This window comes from Streptomyces sp. WELS2 (assembly GCF_013870595.1).
GTDB lineage: Bacteria > Actinomycetota > Actinomycetes > Streptomycetales > Streptomycetaceae > Streptomyces.
In genome coordinates this window covers 1-1,053 of the sequence record NZ_JACBWZ010001354.1, presented here as the reverse complement: position 1 = coordinate 1,053, position 1,053 = coordinate 1, and the positions used below count along the sequence as shown (strand labels likewise).

Below are 1,053 nucleotides of genomic sequence, written 5' to 3'. Positions count from 1 at the left end.
ATCGCCTCCAGCCGGGCCGCCAGCACCTCGTCCGCGGGCGCGTACGTCCAGGCGTCCGGCAGCGCCCGGGCCACCCGGGAGGGGTGGAAGACGTAGAAACAGCTCGTCACCACCGCTGGGGGCACCGCGCCGAGCGGGGCGGCGCGCAGCGCGAAGTACCCCATCCAGAACCCGCGCAGCCCGAGGGCGTCCGCCGCCCGGTGCGCCTCCGGCGCGAAGTACACGAGGTCGTGCACCGGCTCGTACCGTTCCCACAGGGCGCGCGCCCTTCCGTCCGCCACCGCTTCCTCCCACCGCGTCGGCCTGTCGTGCTGTCGGCACCAGCGTGCGTTATGACAGCGGTCATAACAAGGGGGCCGGTGTCGTTCGCGAGCGGCCCCCTCCGCTCACTTTGGCAGGCGTACGGACGCGCCGGCGATTGACCCGGACGAGGGGTCGCCAAGCGGACGCGCTGGGGCAGACGGGTGGCATGGTGACCCGGCTGGGCGGCTCGGATGGTGGGCGCCGCGGGCCTCACTGACGGTGGTTCATGTCGGGACCGGGTCCATCCAGCTGATGAGGTATCCGCTGCCCGGTCACGGCGGAAGGACATCACTATGCGCTCTGCCCGCATGCTCCTGGCGACGGCGGCCACCACGGCCGCCCTCGCCTTCGCGACGCCCGGAGCCGCGTTCGCCGTTCCGGCCGGACACGACAGCGGTCGTGACGACTCCTCGTACAGCAGGGAGCACGACAGCGACTCCGACCGTGACAAGGGATCCGACAGCGACGACGACAACGAATACGGCAACAAGCGCGACGGCGGAGGGGAACACGACGGGCCGCGCGGCGGAATGCACACGGGCGGCGGAGCACTCGCCGCGGTGCGCAGCGGCAGCTGGGGCTCGGAGAACGACGACAGCAGGTTCGACCCCGAGAGCTACCGCGACAAGGGCGAGGACGACGACGGCGAGGAGAAGGGCGGCAAGGAGGAGAAGGGCGGCGGCAAGGGCAAGGGGGGCCGCGGCGGCAAGAGCGAGTGGGGCGAGGACGACGAGGGCGACAAGCCGCGCG

General features: G+C 72.3%; 1 protein-coding gene and 1 pseudogene. One reads left to right on the top strand and one right to left on the bottom strand.

What is annotated here, in order from left to right:
* A pseudogene (locus H5J33_RS36325) lies at positions 1 to 281 on the bottom strand (hypothetical protein); the annotation flags it as partial.
* 315 nt (positions 282 to 596) lie between these two features.
* Here H5J33_RS36325 and H5J33_RS36320 point away from each other — a divergent pair.
* Positions 597 to 1,053, top strand: a 457-nt coding sequence (locus H5J33_RS36320) for a hypothetical protein (protein WP_181798928.1), incomplete at its 3' end; no start/stop codon positions are given.